This window comes from Mycolicibacterium pallens (assembly GCF_019456675.1).
Taxonomy (GTDB): Bacteria; Actinomycetota; Actinomycetes; order Mycobacteriales; family Mycobacteriaceae; genus Mycobacterium; species Mycobacterium crocinum.
This window is the reverse complement of record NZ_CP080333.1, coordinates 3,094,597-3,115,183: the sequence shown is the minus strand read 5'-3', so window position 1 is coordinate 3,115,183 and position 20,587 is coordinate 3,094,597. Positions and strand designations below refer to the sequence as shown.

The 20,587-nt window shown below is 63.3% G+C and carries 15 protein-coding genes; 7 read left to right on the top strand and 8 right to left on the bottom strand.

The genetic code is table 11. The features are described 5' to 3' along the window. The 3 genes from K0O64_RS15285 to K0O64_RS15270 all read left to right on the top strand — a co-directional run bounded on the left by K0O64_RS15285 (nt 1) and on the right by K0O64_RS15270 (nt 2,703). Nucleotides 1–957: an enolase C-terminal domain-like protein gene (locus tag K0O64_RS15285; RefSeq protein WP_220045602.1), complete on the top strand. Its 957-nt coding sequence runs from the start codon at nt 1–3 to the stop codon at nt 955–957. Between the two features lie 43 nt (nt 958–1,000). Continuing rightward, on the top strand, nt 1,001–1,144 hold the full coding sequence (locus K0O64_RS15280) for a hypothetical protein (RefSeq protein WP_156909752.1): 144 nt from the start codon (nt 1,001–1,003) through the stop codon (nt 1,142–1,144). A gap of 137 nt (nt 1,145–1,281) precedes the next feature. After that, a complete protein-coding gene (locus tag K0O64_RS15270; RefSeq protein ID WP_220045601.1) occupies nt 1,282–2,703 on the top strand; it encodes a recombinase family protein in 1,422 nt (473 codons plus the stop codon). A gap of 1,136 nt (nt 2,704–3,839) precedes the next feature. Here K0O64_RS15270 and K0O64_RS15265 read toward each other — a convergent pair. Together K0O64_RS15265 and K0O64_RS15260 are read right to left on the bottom strand one after the other, a co-directional pair. After that, nucleotides 3,840–4,202 carry a hypothetical protein gene (locus K0O64_RS15265; RefSeq protein WP_220045600.1) on the bottom strand — a complete coding sequence of 121 codons (363 nt, stop codon included), beginning with the start codon at nt 4,200–4,202 and terminating at the stop codon, nt 3,840–3,842. Further along, the gene (locus K0O64_RS15260) at nt 4,202–5,425 is read right to left on the bottom strand and encodes a phage major capsid protein (protein ID WP_220045599.1); all 1,224 of its coding nucleotides are present in this window, start codon (nt 5,423–5,425) and stop codon (nt 4,202–4,204) included. The genes K0O64_RS15265 and K0O64_RS15260 overlap by 1 nt, the downstream gene beginning before the upstream one ends. 327 nt (nt 5,426–5,752) lie before the next feature. On the opposite strand from K0O64_RS15260, the gene K0O64_RS15255 reads away from it, so the two are divergent. After that, nucleotides 5,753–9,373, top strand: a complete 3,621-nt coding sequence (locus K0O64_RS15255; RefSeq protein ID WP_220045598.1) for a DEAD/DEAH box helicase — start codon at nt 5,753–5,755, stop codon at nt 9,371–9,373. A gap of 612 nt (nt 9,374–9,985) precedes the next feature. Here K0O64_RS15255 and K0O64_RS15250 read toward each other — a convergent pair. The 5 genes from K0O64_RS15250 to K0O64_RS15230 form a co-directional block, all read right to left on the bottom strand. Next, a complete protein-coding gene (locus K0O64_RS15250; RefSeq protein ID WP_220045597.1) occupies nt 9,986–10,165 on the bottom strand; it encodes a hypothetical protein in 180 nt (59 codons plus the stop codon). After that, nucleotides 10,166–10,456: a hypothetical protein gene (locus K0O64_RS15245; RefSeq protein ID WP_220045596.1), complete on the bottom strand. Its 291-nt coding sequence runs from the start codon at nt 10,454–10,456 to the stop codon at nt 10,166–10,168. A gap of 13 nt (nt 10,457–10,469) precedes the next feature. Continuing rightward, a complete protein-coding gene (locus tag K0O64_RS15240; RefSeq protein ID WP_220045595.1) occupies nt 10,470–10,970 on the bottom strand; it encodes a hypothetical protein in 501 nt (166 codons plus the stop codon). A 901-nt stretch (nt 10,971–11,871) separates the two neighbouring features. Then, on the bottom strand, nt 11,872–12,852 hold the full coding sequence (locus tag K0O64_RS15235) for an MOSC domain-containing protein (protein WP_096311504.1): 981 nt from the start codon (nt 12,850–12,852) through the stop codon (nt 11,872–11,874). 17 nt (nt 12,853–12,869) lie between these two features. Then, a complete protein-coding gene (locus K0O64_RS15230) occupies nt 12,870–13,868 on the bottom strand; it encodes a DUF3533 domain-containing protein (RefSeq protein WP_225933458.1) in 999 nt (332 codons plus the stop codon). A 101-nt stretch (nt 13,869–13,969) separates the two neighbouring features. Here K0O64_RS15230 and K0O64_RS15225 point away from each other — a divergent pair, with 101 nt between their 5' ends. The 3 genes from K0O64_RS15225 to K0O64_RS15215 all read left to right on the top strand — a co-directional run bounded on the left by K0O64_RS15225 (nt 13,970) and on the right by K0O64_RS15215 (nt 18,013). Next, nucleotides 13,970–15,313, top strand: a complete 1,344-nt coding sequence (locus K0O64_RS15225) for an aldehyde dehydrogenase family protein (protein WP_225933750.1) — start codon at nt 13,970–13,972, stop codon at nt 15,311–15,313. Between the two features lie 113 nt (nt 15,314–15,426). Next, nucleotides 15,427–17,049 (top strand): cytochrome bc1 complex cytochrome b subunit, encoded by a 1,623-nt coding sequence (gene qcrB / locus K0O64_RS15220; RefSeq protein WP_096311503.1) that lies wholly within the window; start codon nt 15,427–15,429, stop codon nt 17,047–17,049. 34 nt (nt 17,050–17,083) lie between these two features. Beyond that, the gene (locus K0O64_RS15215; RefSeq protein WP_096311502.1) at nt 17,084–18,013 is read left to right on the top strand and encodes a zinc-dependent alcohol dehydrogenase; all 930 of its coding nucleotides are present in this window, start codon (nt 17,084–17,086) and stop codon (nt 18,011–18,013) included. Nucleotides 18,014–18,017: 4 nt separating this feature from the next. On the opposite strand, the gene K0O64_RS15210 is transcribed toward K0O64_RS15215, so the two are convergent. After that, a complete protein-coding gene (locus tag K0O64_RS15210) occupies nt 18,018–20,540 on the bottom strand; it encodes a glycogen/starch/alpha-glucan phosphorylase (RefSeq protein WP_096311501.1) in 2,523 nt (840 codons plus the stop codon). Nucleotides 20,541–20,587: the final 47 nt, after the last annotated feature.

Below are 20,587 nucleotides of genomic sequence, written 5' to 3'. Positions count from 1 at the left end.
ATGAAGGAAATGATCGACTTCGACGGCGCGCCGGTCTTCGCGATTCCGGCCCGCGAGGGCTATCGCGGCTTCCCCGGCTGCGAGGGAATGCTCGTCGAGGGGCCGCAGGGTTGGGGCGAGTTCTGCCCGCCTCGCGACAGCAGTGATCTGGTGGCCGCCCGCTGGCTGACCTCGGCCATCGAGAATGGCACTGTCGGCTGGCCTGATCCGGTCCGCGGCCGGGTGGCCGTATCGGTGGCGGTGCCCGCGGTGACCGCCGAGCAGGCGGGGGAGATCGCCGCAGGCAGCGCCTGCCGTGCCGCCGACGTGGTGGTGACCGGTGAGCCCGACGATGCCGATCGGCTCGCGGCGGTGCGCGCGGCGCTCGGATCCGACGCAGCCGTCCGCTGTGTGGCCGCCCAAGCCTGGGACCTCGACACCGCCGCTGCGGTGATCCCGTGGCTCGACACCGCCGCCGGTGGCCTGGAGTTCGTGCAACAGCCGTGCGCGACGGCGGCGGAACTGGCCATGCTGCGCCGCCAGATCGACGTGCGCGTCGCGGTCGACGTTTCCGACCTCAGCAGCGACGGCTTGACCCTCTCCGAGGTCGCCGACATCGTGGTGCTCGACGCCGCTCCGCTGGGCGGGGCACGCCGGGCATTGCGGTTCGCCGAGAAGTGCAACCTCCCCTTCGTGGTGTCGGGAGTCGGCCAGACCAGCATGGGGTTGGCCGCCGGCCTGGCATTGGCCGGTGCGCTGCCCGAGCTTCCGTTCGCCAGTGGCCTGGCCACCGTCGCGACGCTGGCCGGCGACATCGTGCCCGCGGGTCGCGTGCTGATTTCGGACGACGGTTTCCTGCCGGTGGCGCCCTCGGCCCCGGCGCCCGACCAGCGACGGGTGGCGGAATTCTCGGTCGACGACGCCAGCCGCATCGCATGGTGGCGGCAGCGGCTGCGCACCGCCCGAGAACTCCTGTAAGAAAACTGTTTGATCGCAAGAACCGCCGGGTACAAGCGCGCCGATGACTTCAGAACCGGCGGACCCGCCCATCCCCCCGCAGTCGATGTCCCCGTTCGAGTCGAGGCGAACCACCATCATCGTCCTGTGGACGACCTACGTGGTCGCCGCGATCATCCTGGTTTCGTACTGGGTGTACGCCGCCTAACGGCGCGGGCGCCAGGCCGCGACGGCCAGAACGACGCCGACCAGGACGACGATCGGCCCGAGCACCGACCATGTCGTGGTGTTACTCATCGGGCTTTCGAGTGACACCGACCCCACAAACGGGTCTACGCTGATCACATGGGCAATTACCTCGGGCGGGTGCGGCTCTCGGTCCACACCGATGAATCAACCAGCGTGGAACGCCAGCGCGAAAACATTGAGCAGTGGGCGACGATGCACGGTCACCGTATCGTGGGATGGGCTGAGGACATCGACGTATCGGGCAAGGTCTCGCCGTTCGACACGCCACAGTTCGGGGACTGGCTCAACAATCGTTGGCCGGAGTTTGACGGCATCGTCGCCTGGAGGCTAGACCGCTTGGCCCGCAATATGTTTGGCCTGAATGACCTGTTTCGCTGGGCGCGTGAGCGTGACAAGACTGTCGTCTCAATCACTGAATCCCTAGACCTCTCCACAACGATGGGCCTGGCGATAGCGGGATTCCTCGGGGCGCTGGCGCAGATGGAACTTGAAGCCATATCGACCCGCGTTACCGACTCTCATCGGCATTTGCACAGCGTCGGTCGCTGGGGTCACGGCAAGCCGCCGTACGGCTACCGGGTGGTGAAGAACGGGGATGGTTGCCGCCTGGACATCGACCTGGTGAAGGCCAAGGTTGTGCGCCGCATCGTCGCGGACGTGCTCGATGGTGTGCCGCTCTCTCGTGTGTGCCGCCAACTGGAGACCGAGGGCATACCGCCGCCTCGGCATAAGCCCGGTGGCAGCACACGCTGGAGCCAGAGCGCGACACGCAACATTCTGCGCAACCGCGCCATGCTCGGTGAATACAAGCGTGGTGACCTCGGTCCAGACGGCAAGGCGATCAAGGTCGGACCCGAGTTGATTGACCTGGAGACCTACCAGCGGTTGCAAGCGGCCCTGGACTCCGCCAGCAAGGGTGTCGGCGTTCGCCGTGACGCCTCGCCACTGTCGGGCCTGGTGAAGTGTGCCGAGTGCGGGTCCTCGCTGTGGTTCGACACCAAGATTGTGCGGGGCAAGCAGTACACCTATTACCGGGCGAACCGGGAGTGTGAGCACCCCGTCACGATGCAGGCAGAGTTTCTTGAGCAGGCAGCCGAAACCACCCTGTTGCACTTCTACGGCGACAAGGAAATTCAAGATCGCCAGTGGGTTGCCGGGGAGGACACCGTTACGGCGTTAGCGGACGCTGTACGGCGCTTTGAGGCACTGGCAGAGCAGCTGGGGTCTAACGATTCGCCCACGGCGCGGGGTGTCCTACAGCGCCAGCTAGACGCCGTTACCGCCGAGATGAAAGGGCTAGAGGCCAAGCCTCAGACCGAGGGGCACTGGGCGCAGGTTGGCACGGGCGTGACGTGGGGTCAGCGGTGGCACGGCACCGGCTGGGATGAACGCCGCACGATGCTGCGAGACGCAGGGATTGAGTTCCGCGTCAAGGGTGGGCCAGGCAAGGACCGGGAGGTGTCGATCCCCAAGCGGTTCGACCGTACAGCTGTTGTACGGCAACAGTTTTCGGTATAACGGGAACCAGAGAGGAGATGACATGACATCAAGTACAGGCAGCCAGCACCGGGGCGCTGATCAGCGAGCTAGTCGCACGCTTCTGGGACAAAGTGCTTTTCAAGAACCAGAGGATGAATGCCCGAGACCGGAGGATCGCGGCAGTCATGAACGGCTGAGAGGCCCCGTAGCGCCCACGAAAAGCCCGCCCAGGTCAGATACGGCCTGGGCGGGCTTTCGTTATGAGCGAGGGAGCTTCACGACATCCTCGCGTCCCGTCGCTCTTTCACGCCAGGACAGCCAGGAGTACACCGTTCTTCCAACACCTCAGCGTCGCCGTACGGCTGGCCGTCCACAGGGAAGTCGTCAACGCGCTGCCTGATTGGCCGTCCGCATCTGTGGCAGGTGCCAGCGTTTCGCATTCTCTCAACCATGAACAAAACGCTAGCGCGCCAACCGTGCAACCGCTACAAAAAATTCTAGAAATGAATACCAGCGGAGGGCGCGGTCTCCGTCCGTCTAAAACTGTTCCGCGCCCTCCCTGGCTAATGAGGACCGATTTCTATAAGTATCCAACTCATTTATTGTCGGCCCTGTCCCATCAAAGTTGGTCGCGGAGACGAGTTTTTTAATGGGAAGATAGAACCCCGCAGATGGAATACGAGAAAAAGAGGACCTGCGGGGGAAGTTGAAAAGCCGGGGCGGGTCAGGGAAAAGCCACCCCGGCTGGGGCGCGGCGAGAGAATCGCGCCCCCATCGCCTGAAGCGCAGCCAAGGAGGGGGCGCAGCAATCAGGCGAAGCTGAAAAGTTTTAGAAGGGAGGGAGAAACGTAATCACCCGTCTCTCCCTCCCCCTATGACCGAAGCCTATTCAGGCATTCGTTGTGCCGGTCGCAGTGAACTAAAACACTCACCAGCATTTCCCGCTAAAGGCATGGCGTCCTATACGGCGGGAACCGTTTGTTTCCTACTCTGTAGGAGGTTGCGGCCTGCGACCACGCCTCTTGGACTGATCGTTGGGTGCGGCATTTGCCGCGCCATCGTCGGCCTGGAGTCGGACGAGGGATTGGTTACCCTCGCCGCGTTCAACCAAATCGATGTACGGCTCAATCCCGCCATTGCGTTCGCGGGCCATCCGTTCATCGAAAGGTACGTACCTAGTCTGTGACGCCAATAAAGGCATCGACAGTGCCGCCTGTAATCGCCGTAGAGACCACAGCGCGGAAATACCTAGCCGGAACAGTGCCCGTCTGGTGGTAGACCGTTGACGCGGCGCTGACGGCCAGAGCGGGGCCGATGACGTACCAGTTGGTGCCGTCTAGGCTGCCCTGAATTTCCACATCACCGGCTGAAACTCCGGCACCGGTCACAACGACCAGGTTGGAGTTAGTACGCATGACTGCGCCGTCCAACACTGTGGACGTGGCGTTAGTCGCGCTGGCAGCCCTCAGGGAATGCACCGGGGGCAGGCCCGTGGTGTACGCCTGAATTTCATTACCGAAATCGTCAACGTAGGCCATTAGTGAGCCAGTCCCGTCACGTAGTTGACCGCAGACGGGATAACCGTTGCGAGCGTCAGACGCTCCTCAGCCACGGTTGTGAGAATGTTGGTCACCAGACCGTCATTCACGTATCCCATGTGGGTCTGAATGCCCTCGCGGACCAAAACAGAACCCATCTTGGACGTATCCACCAGGAAGGCATCGCCATCGGTTGCGGCGGTCGTGGTGAGAACGGGAACGCCCCACACCGTAGTGACAGCCTCATGCAACGGATCGCCCACAATGTAACGGCCCTGAGTATCCTTTAGCCTGCGGGTAGCAGACCAAGTAGTCGGGGACATAATGACAATGTTGGGCGTGGCGAAAACGCCGGATTCAATACGCATCTGGTTAATCGCCAATTCGAGCGAGTCGAGGTTAGTCGAGCCAGCGGGGTCGGTAGTCGCATTGTGCGTCAAAATGCCCGACTGGGTAGACCATCCCTGAATGCCGAGATTGCTCGACACGGTGCCGTACAGGACGGCGTGGTTCTCGACAACGGAAATCTTGCGGAAGATCGTATTGACGAGATAGGACCGCCACTGCGGAGCGTCGGCCATAGACTCTGACGATTCATTGAAGTAACCGGCAATCTTCTGCGCGGTAACAACAACCTTGTCCGCAGCGGGATTCCACTGGGGCTTGCTGGTCCCTTCAGCTACAAAGTCAGGAGCACCTGTATCGGACGTGAAATCGTGCTGAAGAAACTGATAGCTCGGGGCGCTGATCGCGGTCACCGGGAGGTGATCAATAATGCGCGCCTCAAAGTATTCGCCAACAATGCCGGGAGCCTGCTGGGCGACCAAGAGGGAATCGACCGTTGAGAAAGTCGTGGTCTTGGTCTGAATATCTTTAGTGCCAATCGAGTAATTGCCCTTATTCTTAATGACAATCTCGTGTGCCTTGTCAACCTCGGTCTTGGGCAGGCCCAGGGGATAAACATCCTTGCCTAGACCTTTAGCGCCCAGCGGCAATTCACCCGTGGCAGCAATTGCAGAGCCGTAGCCCTTGGAGCTGCCTCCTGCGGCGACGACTTTGGCAACACGCTCATCTCGCTGCACTCCAGCCAGTTCGGCTTGTAGCTGCTTAAATTCGGCATCCCATTCGTTTCCCTCGTTGATTGTGAGGTTCTTGGATGCACGTTCTTGCAGTTCATCGAAACGACGCGCAATATCGCGTGCTCGATCTTTGGTTGTATTCACTTGTTATTTTTCTTTCATTGGAAGTGAGTTATTTTCCGACTTCCAAGCGGCCTACGTTTTGCATTCGTAAGCGGGTTGGTTGCATTCTTTGAGTGAATGCGAATCGCGGGTCATCTATTTGGCGGGACGGTTAAACCGTGCGGCCAGATGAGCGGCGATAAAATTTGGGAGCGAGGCCCGAACGCCCAGGCGAACCAATGGTCCGCGTTCGGTAAGCGTTGGGCATAGCGTTAGCGGCCTGGTGAGGATCGGCGGTCTGGTTGACCCGCCCCGCCTTCTGCCGAATTGGTCGGCTTATGTCGCCGGTGTCCTCTAGCATCCGCGACTGTGGGGGCATTCTCGGATTTGGTTAGCCAGCTCGACGCGGACGACCGCATCAAGGGCAGGCAGTTCGAGCGCATCTGCCAGTGGTTTCTGACCAACGACCCGACCTACAAGAGCACCCTCCGCCGTGTGTGGCTCTGGGACGAGTGGGTCGGTCGTTGGGGTGGCGACGCCGGTATAGACCTCGTCGCTGAGGACCTAGACGGTCGGTTGTGGGCGATCCAGGCGAAGGCGTACAAACCAGAGAACGCCGTCACCAAAGCCGATGTTGACAAGTTCCTGTCCGAGTCGTCGAGGGCGGTGTTCTCCTACCGACTACTGATCGCCACCACCGACAAACGGCACCACGTTGCCCGGCGGACGATGGACGACCAGGAGAAGAAGGTCGGTTTCGTTGGGCTGTCCGATCTGCTTACCTCCGAGGTGGACTGGCCCCGCCATCCAAACGACCTTCGCCCATCACGGCCTCCGAAGCCTGCCAGACCGAGGGAACATCAGCGCGAGGCGATCCGCGATGTGATGAAGGGCTTTACGAAGTCGGATCGCGGTCAGCTCATCATGGCGTGCGGAACAGGGAAGACTTTGACCTCTCTCTTCGTTAGGGAGAAGCTCGCCGCCGGGCGGACTCTGGTCCTCGTACCTTCGCTGTCCTTGCTGAAGCAGACGATGCAGGTCTGGCGGGTCAACGCGAAAGTACCGTTCGTCGCGCTGCCAGTTTGCTCTGACGAGACGGTGGGAGCTTCCGACACGGACCCGGCGGTCGGCCATACGAGCGAGCTGGGCGTGCCCGTTACCACCGATCCGTCTGAGATCGCTGCTTTCATGCGACGCCGGTCGGGACCGCTTGTGGTGTTCTCGACCTACCAGTCTTCCCCGCAGATTGCCGCCGCCTTTGCTCTAGGACGTGTGCCCGCGTTCGATCTGGTGGTGGCCGACGAAGCGCACAGGGTCGCGGGGGTCGAATCATCGGATTTCGCAACGGTTCTCGACGCGATGGCGATTAAGGCACAGCGGCGGTTGTTTATGACGGCCACCCCGCGCTACTACACAGGCAGGGTGCTGAAGGCCGCGCAGGAAGCCGACCTTGAAGTCGCCTCTATGGATGACCCCTCCCAATTCGGGAGTGTGTTTTACCGCCTCTCTTTCAGCGAGGCGATCTGCCGTGACCTGCTGACTGACTACCAGGTCGCCGTTGTCGGCGTTGACGATGAGACGTACCTCCGATGGGCGGAGAAGGGAATGCTCCTTACTCGTGATGGAAAGAGGATCACCGACGCACGGACTCTGGCCGGACAGATCGGCCTGGCGAAAGCAATGCGGCGCTACGACCTTCACAAGGTCATCTCGTTCCACTCTCGGGTCAAGCGCTCACGGGAGTTCTCTGCTGAGATGCCCGACGTCATCGCATGGATGCCGGTCCGGCAGCGCCCGAAGGGTGTGCTGTGGTCGCGTCACGCTTCCGGTGAAATGTCCGCCGGTGAGCGCCACGTCCTGCTCCAACAGCTGAGCCGGCTTAACGACGGGGAGCGTGGGCTACTGTCCAATGCCCGTTGCCTCGCTGAAGGTGTGGACGTTCCGACGCTTGACGGTGTTGCGTTCATCGATCCCCGCCGAAGCGAGGTGGACATCGTGCAGGCGGTAGGACGGGCGATCCGGAAGTCGGCGGATAAGCACGTTGGAACCATCGTCATCCCCGTGTTTATCGACACCGACGAGGACCCCGAGATCGCCCTTGAATCATCTGTATTCAAGCCGGTATGGGATGTCATAAAGGCCCTCCGCGCACACGACACTGAACTCGGCGAGCAACTCGACACCCTGCGCCGCGAGATGGGGCGCGGAGGCGGAAGCCCGAAACTCCCTGACAAGATTCACCTCGACCTACCCCTGAAGATCGGGGCTGACTTCGCCACGGCTTTCGAGGTACGTCTCATCGAGCAGACTACGACCCCGTGGGAGCAGTGGTTCGGATTACTCCAATCGTTCGTCAACGACCACGGGCATGCTCGTGTTCCACAGTCCTACAAGGTCAATCGCTACCAGCTCGGTAAGTGGGTCAACAAGCAACGCGCCACGTACGCCAGAGGCAACCTCGATACCGACCGCCAACAACGGCTGCAGAACCTGCCTGGCTGGACATGGGAACCAAAGGCAGACCAGTGGGAGCTGGGTTTCAGTCACCTGCTGCACTTTGTCGAAAATCACGGACACGCCCGTGTCCCGTTGTCCTACACGGCCGATGGCTACCGGCTCGGTACATGGGTCATCAAACAACGCGGCAAGTACTCTGACTGCACCCTTGACGCTGATCGCCAACAGCGATTGCAGGAGCTGCCCGGCTGGACATGGGACACCCTCGTCGATAAGTGGGAGGAGAGTTTCCGTCGACTCGTGGATTATGTCGAGATTCACGGTGACGCCCGCGCCCCAGCGTCCTACACCGTGGATGGCTACGCACTCGGCGCGTGGGTTGTGCATCAACGCTCCAAGCATTCGGAAGGCACCCTTGACGCTGATCGCCAACAGCGATTGCAGGAGCTGGCCGGCTGGACATGGGATCCCTTCGTCGACAGGTGGGAAGAGGGGATCAGCCACCTCCTGCACTTTGTCGAAATTCACGGACACGCCCGTGTGCCGCGATCCCACATCGTCGATGGCTTCCCCCTCGCTACCTGGACGACCACCCAACGTGGAGAGCGCAAAAAAGGCAGGCTTGACGCCGACCGAGAACGCCGACTCATGGAGTTGCCCGGCTGGACTTGGGATCCCGTCGCCGACAGGTGGGAGGAGGGGTTCAGCCGACTCGTTGATTACATGGAACGCCACGGTGATGCCCGAGTCCCACAGTCCTACCTGGTCGACGGCTATAACCTCGGATCGTGGGTCAATACCCAACGCAGCAGGCATAACCAGAAGAGATTGGAGTCGGATCGCGCCCAACGACTCGCCGAATTGCCGGGTTGGGTGTGGAGTGCGAGGGAAGCCAAGTGGGACGAAGGGTTTCAGCACCTCCGTGAGTTCGCGCAGGCTCATCGCAATGTGGCGGTTCCGATTGACTACGAAGCCCACGGATTCAAGTTGAGAAACTGGTTGGTAAATAACCGAGTCAAGTTCGCCAGGCTCAGCCAAGACCGCCAGCGGCGGCTCCAGGCTCTTCCCGGATGGGACAACTACTCCCACGACGTGAAGTGGGAGAAGGGTTTCCAACACCTAATCGCGTATGTGAAAGAACGCGGCGACGCCAAGGTCGAACGCAGCTATGTGGTCGACGGCTACCCGCTCGGAAGCTGGGCGATGACTCAACGGCTTGAGTTCACCAAGGGAAGGCTCGCCAAGGACCGCGTCGAGCGTCTGGCCGCCCTTCCCGGGTGGGACTGGGACCGTCGACGCAGCAAGTGGGAGGAAGGGCATGACCGTCTGGTGGAGTACCTCCAGCGGAACGGATCACCGCCGCCGCAGGGTTATGTCGACGAGACCGGCTACCGACTCGCAGCTTGGGTTAGTCAACAGCGTCATCTCAACCGGACTGGCGAACTTGATCCAGACCGCTGGGAGCGGATGAACAAGCTGAGAGGTTGGGAATGGAATCCGCCGCGTGGAGCAGTGGCGCGGCGACGCCACTAATTAATCGTCAACAGCCGACGCCTCCAGAACATCGGACATGAACGAATTGGCCTCGTTCTTTTATGCAGGACTCCGACCGGCTCCTCCATCGACCGACATGGCATGTGTTCGCTTCTTATGCCAATACGCGCTATCTCTGCAAATCCGAGAACAGAATTCAGAGGCAGGGCCGCGCTTGTTTGTCGGCGTGTAAGCCGCGCCACATTCTTGGCATTTTCTTGGTTGTGACAGTGTAAAACCTTTCCCACATTTGATTAACGCGGTTCTACTTCGACCCCCCCGTCCCGGTCGCCGGGATGGTCGCTCGCCAGCTATTTGCTGGTACCCCTCCCCAAGCAGGTAAATCTACATGTCAATGTTTGCTAGATCATGTTCCATAGGCGCTGGCCAGAGAGTTTGACCGGACAAAGCGCTATCGCAGACGTGGTGGGGGCGGATAAGCGCACGATTGGGCGTGATCTAGCAACTGGGGCAAATGCCCCGGTTGACCCAAACCGCAAGTTCATGGGCCAGGATGGGAAAGGAATGCCTATTTCCGGCTGCAACGCATATAGGGCGAACAGGTCAGCATTTGGTGCGACGGCCCGTCCATTATGGGCACGGAGGGTATCTCTACCGGGCGGGGAAGGTCTGTAGCACTCCCTGCCCACGAGAGAACGCGCTGAGGCGTTCAACTTCCGAATCGGTGAGCAGCAGGAACCTGTTACCGGCGCGAACCAGGATGCGGCCATCGGCCTGGCGGGTGGCGCTCATCATGGCACGGTACTTATCGCTGATGACGGTAGCGGCCATTTAGACAGCTGCTTTCAACTGCTCAAGCGAGATGTCTCCCGCCCGGTATTTCTTTGCAAGGTGCGCCGGAAACATAATCTCGGGCTTCAGTTCCATTGTCGCGGCGAGTAGCTGTAGGCCCATCTCATGTGCCGCCTCGACGGTCATGGGCAGCATGAACGGATCGCAGTATTCAAACTCGGCCACGAGGGACACGCGAGGCGTCCCATCGGCGGCATTACAGGCGTAGACCTGGAAGTCCTTTGCAATGAATTTCTTGATCCGGTTAAGAACGCGATCACTGTAACGCATATTGTAAATCCTTTTAGGCTGCGCCACGCAATCCCTGCTGGCGTTTGAAGTTTATAAATTCGATGTCTTTTGCCGCTTGTACGTCTTCCCACCACTTGAGGTTGTCGGCGCGGCAGTTGGGCACGCCTGGCGCTTTCCACGGGCTGCCGTCGATGTAGTAGGGGCGTGCGGTGCGCCAATTGCCGGGCGGGCGGTCGAAAGCCAGGAGGACAACTTCATCCAACAGGCGAAGTGTGCTGTATTTGTGTGCAGCTGGGCGGCCTGTCGGATCACCAAGGAACCGTATCGGGGCCGCATTCTTGCCCATGTGGGAGTCGTTCATCCACAGGCAGCGCGGGCAGTCCTCGACGCAGCCGGGTGACGGTATGGGGCCGAGGTAGTCGGCGGTCAGATCAACAGTGGGCAGACCGGCCAGCTGGTTGGTGATGGGTTGAATCTTCCAATGGTGTCGCACGATTCCGTCGCTGTTGACTGACCAATTCGGCAGTCCGACTATATCGCGACGTTCGGCCACTTGTTATTTACTTTCATCTCAAATTCCTGTCAATAAGTAATATCAGTTGGTAACGCGGGAGCTGTACTGGGGAACCTTTACGGCTGCGCGTTGCCGTTTTCGATCACGAGGAGCATTGAGGAGAATGAGTTGTCTTGAAATTTTCATTCACCCTGCGTCCCGCAGTTGGTAACCGGGGGAGGAATTTTCCTTCTCCCTGCAAACGCCCTTGCGTTCGCAGTTGGTCACCGCCTCGCCTTGCGGCTCGGTTACAAGCGAGGAATACACCTCACCGACCCGCCTTCCACTTTAATCCCGAGACCCCATTTTGGGTGCATCGCTGCGGGCCTCGAATTTGCATTTCCCCAGGTCGCCGAATTTTGTGTGAGCAACGTCACTATTTACTAGATGCCGACCTGCGACTATAGTGCCGACTCTGCACTGTGCTGCTAGCAGTGCCTCACCTAGCCGCCTCGCCTCGTCGGGCGACAGCAGGAGCGGTCCTACCCGGTCTCCGGTTGCGCTGTTGAAGGTGCTCACCGCTACTTGTGCGGGGCCTGCGGTGCTCAACTCGACCGTCACTGTCGTCTCGTCGTCGTTGCGGTTGAAGGTGTCGATGATCTTCATGAGGGTTCCCCGTGATCGGAGTGCGCGGCCTGGGGTCCTCAAAAGTCGCTCGCTCTTGGCGACTCCGGCGTAACTGCCCCTATCCGGCCTGGCCGACAGCCTACGCCGGTTTTCGGCGGATGTCCCATTTCAGCCAGGGGCAAAATGCCTGATAAGCGTGCTTTTCAGTACAGTTAGGCTGTTGTGAGGTCCCTGTCAAACGGACTGCCCTGCACCGCCCCGAACCCCTGCAGGGTGAACAACAGACCGAACAGCGCGACCAGCACACCGAGGCCGCCGACGACGTGACGCATGGTCAACCCTTCTTTCCACTGGGCATGGCAGCGGACACCGCGCGCATGACCGCCCGTTTCATTGTCGCGGCCCCGGAGCCGGCGGTGGCGCTCAACGCCGTGCGATTCGGCGGATTCAGGTGCAGCACATCGCCTTCGGCGAGCCGACCGGCGCGGATGACGTTGCCGTAGACGCCGAGGCAGCGGCGGGTGTGCGCGGCTATCGTGCGGGTGATCTCTTTGTCCCGCTTGAGTTCGGGCTGCTCATGGGAGGGCATCACGCAACGGATCGTGGGAATCAGCGGTTGCAGCTCGGCGTGTGGGGCATGCAGTTGTCCGCCGCACCAGTCCCATTCCGGGTGTGCCGCCGTACTGGGGGAGTCCACCACGATCGTGGGGCGGAACCGGCGGATGTCGAAGTCGGAGTCGGGCGCCAGCGACGCGAGCGTGGCCAGACTCTGCTCGGTGATGATGTGGACGGGATAGGCGTCGACGTAGGTGCCGACGGGTGTGGCGTAGCGGCTGATCTCGGCAAGCTTGCGCACCGGGAACATCGACAGGTCGGGCAGCGGCTCGTCGTCCTCGAGTCCGAAGATCGTGCGCAGGTCCGTTTTGGTGGCCATCGGTCCGCGGTATTCGTCGCGGCGCTCGAGGGGCGGCAGTGGACGCAGCTCGACCGCGCGGTCGAGATAACGCGAAAGCGCTTGATGCACATCGGGATCCGAGCTGGATACCTCGGTGCCATCCGGGAATCCGATCAGCACCTCGGGTGCGTGGCCGGGCCCGGCGTCCGGCCCCGGGGCGTCTGCGTAGCGCGCCGTCAACCACAGCAGGCCGGGCAGTCGTTTGGCGCTGGTCGTGGCGTCCAGTTCGACGTCGCGCACCGCCCAGGTCCGGTCGGCGTGCAGTCCGAGCTCACCGATCGCGGCCTCGGCCACGCGCTCGCCCTGCATCGACTTCACCGGGTAGCGCCAGATCGAGGTGATGCGGCCGGCGGGAATCATGGATTCAGCCTAGATCGTCACTCCGCCGGTGAACGGTGCAGTGCGCGCGAGGCGACGATCAAAGCGGTCAGGCTGACCACCAGCCAGACGCCGAGCACGATGAACGGCAGCGGCCGCTGGTTGTGCGGAAAGTAGGTCGCCGCGTGGATCGCCGATACGGTCGCGCCGCTGGGCAGCGCGTGGTTGAAGAACGCGAACGGCTGTGGCAGCAGCGACGCCGATACCGCCCCTCCCGAGGACGTGTTGCCCAGCAGGATGAACACCAGCCAGGTCGGGATGATGGCCCATCGGTGGATCAGCACCAACATCGTCGAGTTGAACGCCGCCGCCACCGCGATCTGCAGCGAGATCAGCAGCCACAGTTGAGGGAACGGTGTGCTCAGCGCCTTGAGGACCGGGCCGGTGACCACCGCCAACGCCGCCCCGCCGACGACCGCGAGCACGAGCATGCACAGCAGCCAGCGCCGCAGGGTCAGCGTCTTGACGTTGGCCCGCAGCTGGAACATCGTGATGAAACCCAAAATCGTGGCTGCGATGACGAGATAGAAGGTGGCCAACCCTGCGGGGTCGGACGGCGGCAGCGGGTGTAGATCGACGATCGGCAGGATGAACTGCCCGGGTTGGGTTTGATCCAGCTGGATCAGGGCGCGGGTGCCTGAGGGGTCGCTGGCGCTGGACAGCAACAGCTGCGGCGGGCTCGCGGTGGCGTCGATGGCGGCGGTGATGCGCTGCTGGTTGATCGCGGTGACCGCCTCGTCCCGCGTCGCATATTCGTGGATGTCGAACTCGTTGTTGTTGCTGCGCAACGCCTTTTCGAACGGTGCGGTGGCCGCGGTCGTTCCGACGACTCCGACGGGCAGGTTGCGCGGGGAGGGCCGCCCGAGTGCGACGGTGTAGGCCGCGGCGAAGCTCGATGCCAGGACGATCGCGATGGCGAGGACCGTGGCCACCTTGCGGATCTCCAGCGGGATGCGTCGCAACCCAACCGGGGGAGCGTCCTCCGTCACTGCGCCCACACGCACTCCTCGTCGTTCGATCGCAGCTCAACGTACCGCGGTCGCAGAGATCGGACGTGTCGACGACCGTCTTCGGGGTACCCGGACGCGTGCCGACGACACTGAACGTTCTCGATCCCCGTACCGGCGAGCTCGTCACCGAACTCGCCATGACCGAACCCGCCGGCTGTGCTGAGGCGATACGCCGGGCCCGCGCCGCCGCCCCCGCGTGGGCGCGGACACCGGCTGCCGAACGGGCCGCGGCGATCCACGCGGCGGCGAACGCCGCCCGGGAGGTCGCCGACGAGCTGGCCGCACTCAACGAACGCGAGACCGGCAAGCCGCGCGACGACGCCCGGGGCGGGGTCGACGCCGGTGTGGGCACGTTGATGCAGTACGCCGAGCTCGGCCCGCTGCACGGCGGTCGCAGCCTGCAGGGCCAATGGGCCGCCACCGATCTGATGATTCCCGAGCTGCGCGGTGTGGTGGCGGTGCTGACCCCGTGGAATGATCCGGTGGCGGTGGCCGCAGGTCTGCTGGGCGCCGCGTTGGTCACCGGAAACACGTTGGTGCACAAGCCAAGTGAGCGATGCCCGGCGACCGGTCGGCGATTCGCCGAAGTGATCGCCGCGCAGTTGCCGGACGGCGTGCTGCAGATTGTGGACGGCGACGGCACCGTCGGCGCACAGCTCGCCGGCGCCGAGGATGTCGACGTCGTGGCTCATGTCGGCAGCAGCGTGACGGGTCGTGCGATCGCCCGGATGTGCGCCGAGCGCGGCGCCAAGGCACTGCTGGAAAACGGAGGCAACGACGCGTTGATCGTTGACGCCGGGGTGGACGTCGACTGGGCGGCCGAGCAGACCGCGCAGGGCGCCTTCGCCAACGCCGGTCAGATCTGCGTGTCGGTCGAGCGGGTGTTCGTGGTCGAATCGGTGGCGGGACCGTTCCTCGATACGTTGGTGGCGCAGGCCGCCGCGTGGAGCGAGCGGATCGGCCCGCTGGTCGATGAGCGTCAGCGCGAACTCGTGCACCGTCACGTCACCGACGCCGTCAAGGACGGCGCACGGATTCTGGCCGGCGGTGTCCCACGGGTCGGACCGGGCACCTTCTATCCGCCGACCGTGCTGGCCGACTGCACCCCGGACATGCTGGTGATGAGCGAGGAGACCTTCGGACCTGTCGCGCCGGTCCGCACCGTCACCGACTTCGAGACCGCCCTGGCCGAGGCCGCCGATGACCGGTACGGGCTGGCCGCCACCGTGTTGACCGCCGACATGGGCCACGCTCAAACTGCTTGGCGCAGCTTGCCGGTCGGCACGGTGAAGATCAACGCGGCGTTCGGCGGTGCGCCCGGAGGTGCATCCGAACCACGGCGGGCCAGCGGCAACGGATTCGGGTTCGGCCCCGAACTACTCGACGAGATGACCGCGATGAAGGTGGTGCACTGGTCACCGCCGGGGCCATGAAAATTCTGACGAAAGAATGACCACGCCGCCCGCCGGCCATCCACGGTGGGAACGGCTCCGAAGCACTCGCATCCTCTCGATTGAGTCCGGGTGCAGCTTGCAGGAGCCTCGCAATGAAATCACTGTCCACGCTGGTTGCGTCCCAAGGTGATGCAATCGATTCTCGTTACCACCCGTCGGCCGCGGTCCGACGGCAGTTGAACAAGGTCTTCCCCACCCATTGGTCGTTTCTGCTGGGGGAGATCGCGCTGTACAGCTTCGTCGTCCTGCTGATCACCGGCGTCTATCTGACACTGTTCTTCGACCCGTCGATGAGGGAGGTCACCTACAACGGCGTGTACCAGCCGTTGCGCGGCATCGAGATGTCCCGGGCCTACGCCTCCACCCTCGACATCACGTTCGAGGTTCGCGGTGGCTTGTTCGTCCGCCAGGTCCACCATTGGGCGGCACTGCTTTTCGCTGCGGCGATCATGGTTCACCTCGCCCGAGTCTTCTTCACTGGCGCCTTCCGTCGCCCCCGCGAGGCCAACTGGGTGATCGGCTCGCTGCTGTTGATCTTGGCCATGTTCGAAGGGTTCTTCGGCTACTCGCTGCCGGACGATCTGCTCTCGGGCACTGGTATCCGGGCCGCGTTGTCCTCGATCACACTCGGCATTCCGGTCATCGGAACCTGGCTGCACTGGGCGCTGTTCGGCGGCGACTTCCCGGGTGACGTCCTGATCCCGCGGCTCTACGCCATCCACATTCTGATCTTCCCCGGAATCATGTTGGCGCTCATCGGTCTTCATCTGGCGCTGGTGTGGTTCCAGAAGCACACCCAGTTTCCCGGGCCCGGCCGCACCGAGAAGAACGTGGTAGGTGTGCGAGTCATGCCGGTGTTCGCGGTGAAGTCGGGCGCCTTCTTCGCGATGACGGTCGGCGTCCTGGGCCTGATGGGGGGTCTGCTGCAGATCAACCCGATCTGGCAGATCGGCCCGTATAAGCCCGCCCAGGTCTCAGCCGGTAGCCAGCCCGACTTCTACCTGATGTGGACCGACGGGCTGATCCGCTTGTGGCCGGCGTGGGAGATCTACATCGGCAACCACACGATCCCGGCGGCGGTGGCGGTCGCGGTCCTGATGGGTGTGATCTTCGCGCTGCTCATCGTCTACCCGTGGATCGAGAAGCGGCTCACCGGCGATGACGCACACCACAACCTGCTGCAGCGCCCGCGCGACGCTCCGGTGCGAACGGGCATCGGCGCTATGGCGATCGCGTTCTACATGGTGCTGACCTACAGCGCGATGAACGACATCATCGCCTACAAGTTCCACATCTCGCTGAACGCGACGACCTGGATCGGCCGCATCGCGATGGTGGTGCTGCCGCCGCTGGTCTTCTTCATCACCTACCGCTGGGCTATTGCGTTGCAGCGCAGCGACCGTGAGGTGCTCGAGCACGGCGTCGAGACGGGCATCATCAAGAGGCTGCCGCATGGTGCGTATGTCGAAATACATCAGCCGCTGGGTCCCGTCGGCGCCGACGGTCACCCGGTCGCACTGGAGTACCAGGGCGCACCGGTGCCCAAGCGGATGAACAAGCTCGGTCTCGGCGGCGCACCGGGCCGGGGCAGCTTCCTCACCGCGGACCCGGCCGATGAGGACGCCGCGCTCACCGAAGCAGAGCACGCCGCCGAACGACGGGCGCGCACCGCGCTCGAGGAGCGTCAGGCCATCGAGGCTTCGACGGGCCGCTGACGGCCGCCGATCGGCACCTCTGCACAATCGGCTGATGCGCGCCGTCCGCTCGATTCAGGGGTCAGCCACCGTCGTCGACGTCGAGGAGCCGTCCGGTGACGGGCCGATCCTCGACGTCGCGTCCGCCAGCATCTGCGGCAGTGACCTCGGCATGATGGCGTTCGGGCTGCCGGTCACGATCGGCCACGAGATCGCGGGCACGGTGGATGGACGGTCGTACTGCGTCGAACCGACGCTGGGCTGTGGCGAGTGCGATCAGTGCCGCGGCGGGACGCCTCAGCGGTGCCGGGGGAGCGCGCCGCACGGGCTGCTCGGGGTGGCCTTCGACGGCGGGCTCGCTGATCGGGTCCGGGTGCCCGCCGAATGTCTTGTCCCGCTGCCGGAGGGCCTGCCGGTAACCGACGCCTGCCTGGTGGAACCGCTCGCGGTGTCCTGGCATGCGTTGCGCAAGGTCGACGCCGGGACGTCCGACCGGGTCTTGGTGGTCGGTGGCGGAAGCGTGGGGCTGCTGGCCGTCGCCGCGGCGCACGCCATGGGACTCGACGTCGACCTGCAGGCCCGCCACCCGCATCAGATCGAGGCGGGCCGGCGCCTCGGCGCTGGGACACCGCACGGTGACTACGACGTGATCGTCGAGGCAGTGGGCTCCGACGAGGCGATCGCCGACTGCGTGCGCCAGGCCGTCCCGGGCGGCCGGATTGCGATAGTCGGTGTGTCGCATGGGGATCGAGCGGTTCCCGGCATCCCGTGGATGCTCAAGGAGCTGACGCTCACCGCCTCGATGTGCTATGACCGCAAGCCCGATGCGCGTGAATTCCTCGATGCGGCAGCGGCATTGGCCGCAGATCCGGACATCGCGGCCACGGTGATCACCCACCGGTTCCCGCTGGCCGACGCCGCGCAGGCGTTTCGGGTTGCGGGCGACCGGCGAAGCGGAGCCATCAAGGTCGTGTTGGAGCCCTAGTCGGCTACAGCGTCACCGGCATCGCGCCGACATGCCAGATCTCGTCGGAGTATTCGGCGATCGCGCGATCCGAGGAGAACTTGCCGCTGCGCGCGGCGTTGAGGATCGACATCCGCGACCACGTGTCGGAGTCCTGCCATGCGGCGCTGACCCGCGCCTGGCAGTCCACGTAGGAGCGGTAGTCCGCGAGCACGAGGAACGGGTCGTGGTGCAGCAGGTTGTCGACCAGCGGCCGCAGCACCTCGGTGTCGCCGTGGGTGAAGGTGCCGTCGACGATCAGTTCGAGCACCTCGGCCAGCTCAGGGTCATTCTCGACGAAACTGGTCGGCCGGTAGCCCTCGGCCTTGAGCTGCTCCACCTCGTCGACGGTCAGGCCGAACAGGAAGAAGTTCTCCGGGCCGGCCTCCTCGCGGATTTCGACGTTGGCGCCGTCGAGCGTGCCGACGGTCAGCGCGCCGTTGATCATGAACTTCATGTTGCCGGTGCCGGATGCCTCCTTGCCCGCGGTCGAGATCTGCTCGGACAGGTTGGCCGCCGGGTAGATCAGGTGCGCGTTCTTGACGTTGAAGTTCGGCAGGAACACCACCCGCATGAACCGGTTGACGTCGGGATCGTTGTTGACGGTGGCGCCCACCGCGGTGATCAACCGGATCATTCGCTTGGCGATGAAGTAGCCGGGCGCGGCCTTGCCGCCGAAGATGAAAGCCCGCGGTGCGATCGCGAAGCCCGGGTTGCGCTTGAGCCGGTTGTACAGGGTGATGATGTGCAGCACGTTGAGGTGCTGGCGCTTGTACTCGTGGATGCGCTTGACCTGGACGTCGAACATCCACGTGGGGTCGAGCTCGATGCCGGTCGCGGAGTGTACGTACTCGGCAAGTCGACTCTTGTTGGCGCGCTTCACCTCTCGCCACCGCTCACGAAACGCGGGGTCGTCGGCGTAGGATTCCAGCCGGCGTAGCTGATCCAGGTCGGTCAGCCAGCCGTCGCCGACGGTCTCGTCGAGCAGGGTCCGAAGCCCGGGGTTGGACAGCGCCAGGAAGCGCCGCGGCGTCACACCATTGGTGACATTGCCGAACCGGTCCGGCCACATCTCGTAAAAGTCCTTCAGTACACTGGCTTTCAGCAGTTCGGAGTGCAGCGCGGCCACCCCGTTGACCGCGTGACTACCGACAGTGGCCAGGTGTGCCATCCGCACGCTCTTGCCGCCGTCCTCACCGATGAGCGACATCCGCCGCGCCCGCTCCTCGTCCCCGGGAAACCTGGTGGCCACCTCCTCGAGGAAGCGGTTGTTGATCTCATAGATCATCTCCAGGTGCCGGGGCAGAGACTCGCCGAACATGCCCAGCGGCCAGGTTTCGAGTGCCTCCGGCAGCAGGGTGTGGTTGGTGTAGGCGAACGTCGCGACGGTAATGTCCCAGGCCTCGTCCCAGCCCATGTGGTGTTCGTCGACCAGCAGGCGCATCAGTTCGGCGACCGCGATCGAAGGATGCGTGTCGTTGAGCTGAATGGCCCACTTGTCCGGCAGGGCGCTCAGCGGAAGGCGGGCCCGCTCGGTGTGGATGCGCAGGATGTCCTGCAGTGAGGAGCTGACGAAGAAGTATTGCTGCTGCAGTCGCAGCCGCTTGCCCGCTTCGGGTTCGTCGTTGGGATAGAGGACCTTGGAGATCTTCTCCGAGAGGACCTCGTCCTCGACGGCCTTGTAGAAGTCGCCGGTGTTGAACGCATCCAGTGCGAACGACGACACCGACCGCGCGCTCCAGAGTGTCAACGTGTTGCAGGTGTTGACCCCGTAGCCCTGGATCGGGGTGTCGTACGACACGCCCTTGATCACCCGCCGCGGAATCCAGCGCACCCGGTGGTTGCCTGCGACGTCCTCGTACTGCTCGGTGCGTCCACCCCAGTTGACCAGATAGCTGGCGTCGGGTTTGTCGATCTCCCAAGGGTTTCCGGCCACCAGCCAGTTGTCGGTCTTCTCGACCTGCCAGCCGTCCTGGATCTCCTGATCGAAAATGCCGAACTCGTAACGGATTCCGTACCCGATCGACGGTCGCTGCAGGGTGGCCATCGAGTCGAGATAGCAGGCGGCGAGCCGGCCCAGGCCGCCGTTGCCGAGCCCGGGTTCCTCCTCGCAGGCCAGGATCACATCGAGGTCCTGCCCCAGTGCGGCGAGGGCTTCGCGAGCCTGGCCCTCGATGCGCAGGTTGAGCAGGTTGTTGCCCAGCTGCGGGCCCATCAGGAACTCGGCGGACAGGTAGCACGTCACTTTGGCCGGGCCGTGCAGCAGATCCTGGGTAGTGGCCATCCAGCGCTGCTGCATGCGATCGCGCACGGCCAGGGCGAGTGCGCGGTAGTAGTGCTCGGGGGTCAGCACACTCGGCGGACGGGCGATGGAGTAGGCGAGGTGATCGGCGATCGCCCGGTGCAGCGCGTCGGCCGACAACCCGGTACGGCTGTGCTCGTGCGGCCGTGCGCCGGTCGGGCTCCCGTCATGGTCGACGACTTCGCCTGGCGCATTGCTGACAGTCATTGCGTACTCCTGCTCGGCGGACCGCTTCTCGACCCGTACGGGACCCG